The 8,834-nt window shown below is 65.7% G+C and carries 8 protein-coding genes and 2 pseudogenes; 5 read left to right on the forward strand and 5 right to left on the reverse strand.

What is annotated here, in order from left to right; all coding sequences use genetic code 11:
- Positions 1–101 precede the first annotated feature (101 nt).
- Positions 102–254, forward strand: a pseudogene (tnpB, locus tag HR086_RS49860) (IS66 family insertion sequence element accessory protein TnpB); the annotation flags it as partial.
- 86 nt (positions 255–340) lie between these two features.
- A complete protein-coding gene (locus HR086_RS41475) occupies positions 341–1,819 on the forward strand; it encodes an IS66 family transposase (RefSeq protein WP_174468383.1) in 1,479 nt (492 codons plus the stop codon).
- Between the two features lie 713 nt (positions 1,820–2,532).
- On the opposite strand, the gene HR086_RS41480 is transcribed toward HR086_RS41475, so the two are convergent.
- Positions 2,533–3,543 carry a serine/threonine protein phosphatase gene (locus HR086_RS41480; RefSeq protein WP_174459491.1) on the reverse strand — a complete coding sequence of 337 codons (1,011 nt, stop codon included), beginning with the start codon at positions 3,541–3,543 and terminating at the stop codon, positions 2,533–2,535.
- Between the two features lie 629 nt (positions 3,544–4,172).
- On the opposite strand from HR086_RS41480, the gene HR086_RS41485 reads away from it, so the two are divergent.
- Positions 4,173–4,310, forward strand: coding sequence for a hypothetical protein (locus HR086_RS41485; protein WP_174459492.1), 138 nt, complete (start codon positions 4,173–4,175; stop codon positions 4,308–4,310).
- Between the two features lie 259 nt (positions 4,311–4,569).
- Here the strand turns inward: HR086_RS41485 and HR086_RS49865 are convergent, their stop codons facing one another.
- On the reverse strand, positions 4,570–5,097 hold the full coding sequence (locus HR086_RS49865; protein WP_373564421.1) for a CAP domain-containing protein: 528 nt from the start codon (positions 5,095–5,097) through the stop codon (positions 4,570–4,572).
- Between HR086_RS49865 and HR086_RS48980 the strand changes: the two genes are divergently transcribed.
- Both HR086_RS48980 and HR086_RS41495 read left to right on the forward strand, forming a co-directional pair.
- Positions 5,042–5,422 (forward strand): hypothetical protein, encoded by a 381-nt coding sequence (locus tag HR086_RS48980; protein WP_254624241.1) that lies wholly within the window; start codon positions 5,042–5,044, stop codon positions 5,420–5,422. The genes HR086_RS49865 and HR086_RS48980 overlap by 56 nt on opposite strands.
- Before the next feature lie 85 nt (positions 5,423–5,507).
- Positions 5,508–5,693 (forward strand): tyrosine-type recombinase/integrase, encoded by a 186-nt coding sequence (locus HR086_RS41495; RefSeq protein ID WP_373564419.1) that lies wholly within the window; start codon positions 5,508–5,510, stop codon positions 5,691–5,693.
- Between the two features lie 285 nt (positions 5,694–5,978).
- Here the strand turns inward: HR086_RS41495 and HR086_RS41500 are convergent, their stop codons facing one another.
- The 3 genes and pseudogenes from HR086_RS41500 to HR086_RS41510 form a co-directional block, all read right to left on the reverse strand.
- Complete coding sequence (locus HR086_RS41500; protein ID WP_254626672.1) at positions 5,979–6,701, reverse strand: immunity 52 family protein; 723 nt, start codon at positions 6,699–6,701, stop codon at positions 5,979–5,981.
- Between the two features lie 14 nt (positions 6,702–6,715).
- Positions 6,716–7,966: a Tox-REase-5 domain-containing protein gene (locus tag HR086_RS49635; RefSeq protein ID WP_373564420.1), complete on the reverse strand. Its 1,251-nt coding sequence runs from the start codon at positions 7,964–7,966 to the stop codon at positions 6,716–6,718.
- A 328-nt stretch (positions 7,967–8,294) separates the two neighbouring features.
- Positions 8,295–8,834: pseudogene (locus HR086_RS41510) on the reverse strand (hypothetical protein); the annotation flags it as partial.

Raw genomic sequence — 8,834 nt, forward strand, 5'->3', positions numbered from 1 at the left:
GCTCGACGCAGAGACTCGGCACCACCTGCAGCGCGTCCGCGACGCACACACACGGACGCGTAGCCTGAGGAAACTACAGTCGCACTGAGAGAAGGGACGCATCATGCCGGCTCGTTTGGGACGCGGGAGGCTTCGTCCTCACCTACAAGCGCTTGGAGCAGGGCCGCTTTCGCCTGCCTGCCTTCGGCGAGGACGCCTTGGGAGCGCAACTGGATGCCACTCAGCTGTCCATGCTGCTCGACGGAATCGACGTCACGCACGTCCGCAGACCAGGCAAGTGGGCACCGCCCCCTGCCGCCGAGGCAATGCCCGCCAGCGGTGGGTTGGTTTTCCCAGAGAGATGGCAGCGCTCGATGCGACGCACCAGTGCGAGTGGCGTGAGCGAGCCGAAGGGCTCGAGCAGGAAAACCTCACCCTCAAAGAGCGCGTGGGCAGCATCGAATCCCAGCTCGCGCTCCTCCAGCGGACTGTCTTCGGAAAGAAGAGCGAGAAGCTCCCCCGCCTCGAAGACGAGCTGCGCAAGGCCTCGGGCAACGCGCCCAGGCCGCGTGAAGCGACGCTGAAGGAGCGGCGATTGAAGCGCGAGGCGCGCGCGACGTTGCCCGAGCGGCTGATTCATCACCGCGTTCCCGAGGAAGCGCGGAGGTGTCCGTCCTGCGGTGGCACGGCGTTGAAGCCCCTGGGCCCCGGCAAGCGCACTGACCTCATCGAGTATGTGCCCGCGCACGTGGAGCGGCAGGTCCATCTGCAGGAGACGCTCGTCTGCCCCTGCGGCGCGGGCATCGTCACCGCCCCCGCACCGAAGGCCATTGAGCAAGGCCAGTATGGCCCGGGCTTGCTGGCGCACGTGGTGACGGCGAAGTGCTGCGACTCGATTCCGCTGTATCGCCAGGCCAAGGCCCTCGCCCGCGCGGGCATGCCCGTCGCGCGCACCACGCTCTGCGACGTCTTCCACGAGGTGGGCCGGGCCACGGCGCCACTCGCCGAGCGCCTCTTGGCGCTGGTGAGAGAGGCCCGCCTGGTGCACGCCGACGAGACACCCCAACGCGTGTTGGACGAAGGCAAGACGCGCCGGGCCTACGTCTGGACATTCCGCACCGATGAGCTCATCGCCTACGTCCACAGCGCCAGTCGCTCCGGCGTGACGCCCCTGGAAGTGCTCGGGGGAACCCAGGGCTTCCTGCGCGTGGATGGCTACACGGGCTACAACCGCGTGACGCTGCCGGAGGGGCGTGTGCGCGTGGGGTGCTGGGCCCACGTGCGCCGCAAATTCTTCGACGCGCTCACCACCGCGCCCGAGTCCAGGACGGCGCTCGACCTCATCCTCGCGTTGTACAGCGTCGAGCACGCCGCCCAAGACTCCGGGACGCTCGGCACTCCGGAACACCTCCACGCTCGCAGCACCACCAGTGCACGCATCCTCGAGCGTCTGGCTGCGTGGGTGGATGAACAGCTTCCGCTCCATCCCCCCAAGAGTCCCCTGGGCAGGGCTCTTCGCTACACGAAGGGGCAGTGGAGTGCACTGACGCGTTTCTTGGAGGACTCCTCACTTCCCCTCGACAACAACGCCGCGGAGCGTGCGTTGCGCGCCATGGCCCTGGGCAGGAAGAACTATCTCTTCGTCGGTAATGACGAGGCAGGTCGGAATCTGGCGGGGCTGAGTTCCCTGGTCGCCACGTGCGAGGTCCACGGCGTCAATCCCGAGACGTACCTCGCCGACGTGCTGATGCGACTTGGCAGCCACCCCGCATCACGTCTGGACGAGTTGCTGCCTCACCGCTGGCAACCGTCCTCCGCCTCCGCGCCTGACTCCTCCTGAAGCCACCCAAACCTTGGCGACCAGGACGTCCGTGCGCGGCTACCATGCTGAGCAAGCGGAAGGGTGCATCCGGCGAACGTCACCCGTCGGTCGGTTACTGCTTACCTGCACTGGGAGCATGCGCACGGCTGGCTCGGCCTTGGTGCTCACCTGGCGCCGACGGCGGTAGACCCATGACTGCACCATGCTCAGCCGCAACCCCCGGCGCCCGGCGAACTCCCGCTGCGTCAGCCCGCTCGCTTCGAACTCCTCCGCGACGCGTACCCACTCCGGCTTCTCAGCTCTCTTCAGCATCCGTCGAGGGATGACCTGCCACACTCATCCCGGCAACACCCCGCAGCACGTCGTCCGTCGGACGGATACGGCCAAGCGAGCGGGGGGCTGGTACGCGCGGGCGCTTCACGGACGCGCTGCGGCAGGAGGCACTCGCGGTGCTGGAGGCGCGGAAGGCTCAGGGCGCAAGCCAAGAGGGGGTGGCCGAGGAACGGGGCTGAGTCCCTGGACTCTCAGCCGCTGCAAGCAGCGGTCAGCGCGCGCAGGAGTGACAGTCGCCGCGTTTCAGCCGGTGCTCGTGGTGTGCGAGGCCGGAGGGCTGTAGTCGCCCGGGGCCCTCAAGGTGCACGGCCCCGGTGGCCCGCGGGTCGAGGGGCCGACGGTGGAGTGGGTAGCGGCGCTGGCGTCGGCAACGGGAGCATGCCCGCGGCGAGGCGGGCCTACGCGCCGGGATACTCCGCGTGGATGTCGCCGTCGCGCAGCCGCCAGCAGAAGTCGTTCATCCGCGCCGCAGCAGGGGCGTGCCGAGAGAGGATGTCCGCAACGGCGGCCGGCACGTCCTGCGGAATGTCGCCGCTCGCGCATCGGCGCACGTACCCGTTGCGCTCAACGGGGCCACCGCCCGCCGGCACCGGTAGCCCGCACACCGTGGTGACGAGCCAGTTCACCAGCCGCATCGCCGCGTACTCGGCATCGTGGCCGACGTGCCGCGCGACGAAGTCGCGCTCGGCGTTCGACAGGTCGAACCGAGGCGAGGTGGCCAGCCCGAAATCGACGAGGTAGATGCGCTCATCGTCGGCCCGGATGTTGCCGAAGTGTCCGTCCATGTGGAGCAGCTCGCGGCCACGCAGGAACGCCACCATCTCGAACAACTGCCGCTCGAGGGTCCCGGCCTGGCCGACCGGGTCGGTGAGCCTCTCGTGCAGCGAAGAGGGGACGTACTCGAGAAAGAGCACGAGGCTGGAGGTCGCGGCGGCCAGTTCCTCGAAGCGGATGCGCACGGCCGGGTCGCCGCCGAACTGGGCGACCACGGCGTCGATGTCCAGCTGTTCCGAGGCGACAGGTGCACGGCCGGGAAGCACCCGCCAGTGGTGCAGCAGGGGGAAGGACTCCGCCTCACCGGCGAGGACCCCCTCGGTGACGAGGAGGTTCGCAGCCAGCTCGCGCCAGGCGCCGAAACCCGGACCTGCGAGGCGGTACATGCCGTACTGGCAGGAGGTCGGCAGGTCGAACAGGTTCGCGGTGCTGTGTGGATGGGCCAGCTCCCGGTCGGTCATCGGGATGCGCTTGGCGAATACCGGCACGCCGTCCACGTCGAGCACCGAGGTGCCACCGCCCACCCCCACGGCGTGGGTGGGCGCGGCTCGGAGGGCCGCCGCCAGCTCGTCGGCACTGTGGGCGGTGAGCCACGCAGAGATGCGGTCGTGGCGGAGGCGTCGAAGGGAGTGCATCGCACCCCATCATGCCAGTCGCCGGCGATCAATCCACGGCCGCTTGCCGGCGATGCGCCAAACCTCGACGACTCCCTCGGGCCGGGCGCCGCCGTGAGCTTCGTCCCGGCCCTTCCGCACCCTGCTGATCGCTTTGCCAGTCGCGTGCGCCACCCCTGCCACGGAGAGTGGCAGCACGGGCGACACGGCAGCGATGTGAGGGGGCTGCTTGGCCTCAGGCCGTGGGTCGTGCCTTGGGGCACGCAGCGTGGTAGCGCCGCACGGGGGACGCGACCACCTCCACGGGAAGGAACCTCCCCCGTGGCCTCTCTGTCGATTCGGGCCTCCGCCCCAGTGCGGACCTCGGCTTCTTGTACAGCGTGTACTGGAAGGCGCTGAGCGAGACCTCATGCCTGGTCGCGAACTGCTTCTGCGTCAGCCCGCTCGCCTCGAACTCTTCTACCAACTGCTTCCACTCATCCGGATTGGGTCGTCGCATGCCGGAGTGAACCGGCGGGTCCACCCCAGTTCAGGACGTCGGCCGTCGGTCGCTTACCAACACCGAGCACCTTCACTCCGCCATCCGCTTCGTCACGCCCGACGACAGGCACTTCGGTCGCGAGGCCTCGCTGCTGGCGCGACGCCACCAGGTGTACCAGCGCGCCCAATCCCGTCACCCGGAGCGCTGGAGCCGCGTCACGCGCAACTGGACTCCCGCGGGCTCCGTCCGCCTGGGCCCCTCGCCCAGTCTCACCCCGGCCGTGCAGGAGATGAAGCGCATCGGCTGAACCCTCTCACGCGACATCTACCTTGACGCTCACCGCCTGCGCGAGCCGCCTGAGACTCGTTGCACCTGCCAGACGCTCGGGAAGCGGTGCCCGTCTTCGTTGCTACCCATCCAGCGCCTTTCCCTCCTGGAATCCGCGAGCGCAGGTGGCGGGCTCTTCCCTATCGGCGTGGTGCACGGGAAGACCCCGGTCGACCTCCTGCTGCCGCTCGTGATACCGGGGTGCAAGGTTGGCAGAAACGTCGTTCCCCACAAACGCCTCAGTATGCCTTTGCGCCAACCATATTCCCACCGGGACCATAATTACACACCACGATATGCGACACCGCCAAGGGCTGACTGGCACTGGAGCAGCTCGCGACTGCACAGCCAATGGCCGTTGTTTTGCGCCAGACCAACTGCGTGTAGTGGCCATAAGCAGCATCGAACACAAAAGGATTGATGCTGCTCTGCGGAAAAAACCTGCGCTCGTTCCCCCAACCATTGACTGCCTGAGACACAAGCGCAGTAGTAGCTTTGCTATTCGGGTCGCTGGATGCACTCATATACAAATTCTGCCCTACATAACTCAAGAAGCCAGGGGTGACTCGGCACGTGTCATGCGCGAACTTACATTGCGAAGCCCAGCCCCGAGCAGCCTGAGCCAGTTCGTCGGACCAGACAACCTTCGGCAACGGAGGCTTCGCATCAACCACCGACGCACGAACTCGATTGTGCGCCTCAACCCACTCCTTGGCCCACTCGCTCGCTATAAGTGCTTTTATCGACTTACTCGAATCGGGCTTCAAGCAAATAGACGGCGTCGTCGATCCACAAACAGTTTCCCGCCCTTCAAAAACACACGCTGCGGCTGCCCAAGCAATGCCCGGCAAGCCAGAGAACAGCAGAACAACGAGGGCACGATTGCAAGAGTTCATAAGCAAGACTCCTTCAAAACAAGAAGTACTCGAAACCTTACACCTGTTCCCTGAATTTGTCTCCCCGTGTGAGTATACTCCTGATTTTCGTCGCATCAGCCAGCCTGAAGCCAAGAGCATGCGGAACAGACATCGACAGGGGCAACTCGCCGACGAAATCGAGGTGGCGGTGAGCGTCAAGGTAGATATCACGTGAGAGGGCTCAGCCGATGCGCTCCACCTCCTGCACGCTCAGGGTGAGGTTCGGAGAGGGGCCGAGACGGACTATCTGATGGCATGTCTTGCGACACACCTTCGCCAGTCATCTGGTCATGAGGGGAGTGCCGCTCAAAGCCGTGCAAGAACTCTTGGGACACGCGTCCATTGAGATGACGATGCGATACGCGCACCTGAGTCCAGACGTGAAGAAGGATGCGGTTCGCGTGCTGGAGCAGCGTCCGAGGGGCACATTGGGGGCACCTGGCTAGAATCGGAAGAATTTCCTCAACGACTCTCGCCAGTTAGAAGTGCACGAGCCGGGAATCGAACCCGCTCCGGACGGTGCGAAACTCCCAGTAGAATCGCGCCCCTACCTCGTAACCGTCCGGAACAACTCAACTTTTGATTCCCGCCTCGTGCCCTTCCGTCCCGTCCTGTTCCGGTGCATTCCGCAGGCTCGTGCGACATACGTGCAACATGGCAGGGACGCCAGCGCAGGGCTCCAGGAGGAGTAGAGAGGGACCGAGCAGCGGACGACTCGGCCTCTCTTGTTCCTACGGCTGGGCCTGGAGCGGCTTCAATAGTCCAGCTCGGTCCAGCAGTTCTCGCACCCGCTCAGCCAGCGCAACGTGCTCCGGATTGCTGGCCGTGAAGCGCTCGGGAGTGAGAATGACGAGGGTGCCCTTGTCCTCTACGGGCTCAATGCGCACCGGGGACGGGAGCGGGGGCACGACACCGAGCCGCTGGGCGAAGTACGTTACCCACCCAATTTGCACGTTGGCCCGTCCTGTCGGGTCGGCAATTTCCCGATGCGCATGAGACATGGCAACACCCCAGTCAGGGTCTAACGCTGTCGCCATGCTCCTAAGAAGTCCGCTCAACGTTTGTGCCGTCAAGATGCGTTCAGCACTTGCACCATGAATGGGTAACTCAAAGAGCCAGAAATTGTTCACCCATTCGGAGTAGATGCCCACGGCTGCATCAAAACTGCATGCATCGGAGTCCTCAGAGGCACCGTTCCATCCGCTTATGCGGTAACCAAGATCTTCATGATGCCGATCCTTCGTGCGCTCCAGCACCTTTGCGAGTTCATCCTGATTGGGCGTGACCGGCTTCTTCAAAGCGTCCTTTCGCGCCTTGCTCTGTCTGAACCAGCTAGCGAACGACGCCTCAACCCCAGCGATAGATTCGAGCAAGGCCACCACGCGAGATGCGCATTCGTCCGGTGATTCCTTGCGAGCGCGCCAGTAAGTAGCGGCATAGTAGGTCTCCATCATTCTCTGTCTCCTCATCAAAGGGGAGGTGTAAAAACAACCTCAATCCCTTTGGCTCCTCTGTCCTGAAGTATCTTCCGAAGTGCTGGAACGGCGGCTTCCTCTGCGACATGCCAACGGATGGGCATCCCTTTGGCCGCTTTCATCTGTCGGAGCGCCTGTTCGCCAAGAGCCTTTGCCCCCGAGTTCTTGAACCAGCGTTTCGGGTCCAGCCCCTCGAAGAACTTGGCATAGCCCGGCCCCTTCGCTTCCTGGAGTACGCCCTTCTCGAATCCATCGAACTTCACGCCTCCGCTGTCCTTGCCGACACCTCCAACCCAGTATGCCTCGTCGGCAGTGTGGCCCGTGATCTGTTCCTGGTAGCGCCGCGCACGGGGGGACATGGATTCCTTGGCCGGTCCCCACTGGCCGGGACCTTTCGACGGTGCGCCGTTCTTCGCGGCCGTGCTCGCTCGCTGGAGGATGATGGCAGCGCCTGGCCCGCCGCTCAGCACCGCCGCAGCTCGGCCCACCGGCACCGCTACGCGCTCCATCGCAAGCGCCCCCTGTGCCGAGAGCGACAGCACTGGCACCTCGGCTGTTGCGAGCGACGCACCTTGAAGCGTGCGCGTTGCGGATGACACCGTCCCCCAGGTGGCGATGAGGTTCGTCACCAGCTTGGAGACGGCCTGAATCTGCTCGCCGCGCGTCATGTACTGGAAGCGTTCCAGGTACTCAGGCGACGAAGCCAGCAGCGCGGCCACAGCGGCAGGCATGTGTCGGAGCGCCGCGAGGTTGTCAGCGGGCGACGTCGAGAAGAACTGCCCTATCGCCAAGGCCAGCCCGACGAAGGCTTCTTCTGCCCCGTCCAGCGTGCGACTGATGACGTCGGCATCGTCGTGGACGTCCGCGATGGCGAAGCCGTTGACCTCCCGCAGCTCGTCGTCCAGCAAACGGAAGACGCCCGTGCGCCCATTGTAGAAGCGACCCAGCTCGAAGCCGTGCGCGCGGAAGGTCCCATCTTTCCACTCGACGGGCGCCACCCGCTGTTGCGTCCTGCCACTGCGCACCCACGCGAGGCACCCGTCAGGCCGGAGCACCGCCAGATGCTTGAAGCGCCCCACCCGCTGCACCAACTCGGAGCGCGACACCTCGCCCGCGTCCAGTACCTCGCGCAACATGAAGCCCACCGCGACACGTGCCGGGAATTGCCCCAGCGTCACGTCCCTACCCAGCAATGCCTCCAGGAGCCGTGCGGCCTGTGCGGACGTGAGCGAGCTGCCCGCCACGGGCCGCTCGTCCCTGTCCTCCAGCCCGGCATCCGTCAGCAGCTTCTCCCAGGCATCCGCCCCTGAGACCTGACGTGCGGAAGTGCCGCGAGCGTTGCCCATGGCCTCTTGCGCCGCCCCATCGCGCGAGCCCCGACGATGCCGCAAGCGCGCGGCCTCGTTCGACTCGTCGGAGGCCAGGACACGGCGAGGCTCTCCACTCGCACTCTTTCCGAGGGACACCCCCACCATCCCGCGCGGCGCGAAGCGAAGGGTTCCACCATGCCCGGGAGAGAGCGACACGGAGGCGCATCCCGTGGCCAGCAGGACCACGGCAAGCAGCAGGGCGTTAGCGCGCATTGTCCACCCCCAGGCCCACCGATGCGAAGGCGCCAGGCTGCAACGTTCCTTCGGTCGTGGGGAACAGCAGCGTGCCGCCCGTCCCGAGCGCGTAGAACTTCCCTCCCAGGAAACGCCAGCGGACTTCCGCCGCCCCCAGGTAGCGAGCCCCCGGCTTCCCAGCTCCGACGGCGAGCCCCTTCAGCGCCATTTCCAAGCTGCGCTCGAACAGCTGCACCGCTACGCGTCCGTCCACATCGAAGCGGCCCCAGGAGAAGGCTTCCGCGCCCAGCGACAGCTTGAGGTGCTTGTAGAGGCCCCCGTAGCTGACGGCATCCCAGCCCACTTCCGCCTCACCAAAGACGGAGTAGCCCGCAGAGAAGGGGGCACCCGCGACCGGAACGCCGTCAAAGCCGGCCGCCTGGAAGCGCGCCAACTCGTAGTCTGGCCCGAAGAAGCCCTGTCGGAAGCCACCCTGCTGGCGACGCACTTCCAGTCGCAACACCATGTCGAGCGTTGGAGTCACCGCGTCCGCGCCCACCCCCACCAC

Origin of the sequence: Myxococcus sp. CA039A (assembly GCF_013336645.1) — a bacterium.
Classification (GTDB): Bacteria; Myxococcota; Myxococcia; order Myxococcales; family Myxococcaceae; genus Myxococcus; species Myxococcus llanfairpwllgwyngyllgogerychwyrndrobwllllantysiliogogogochensis.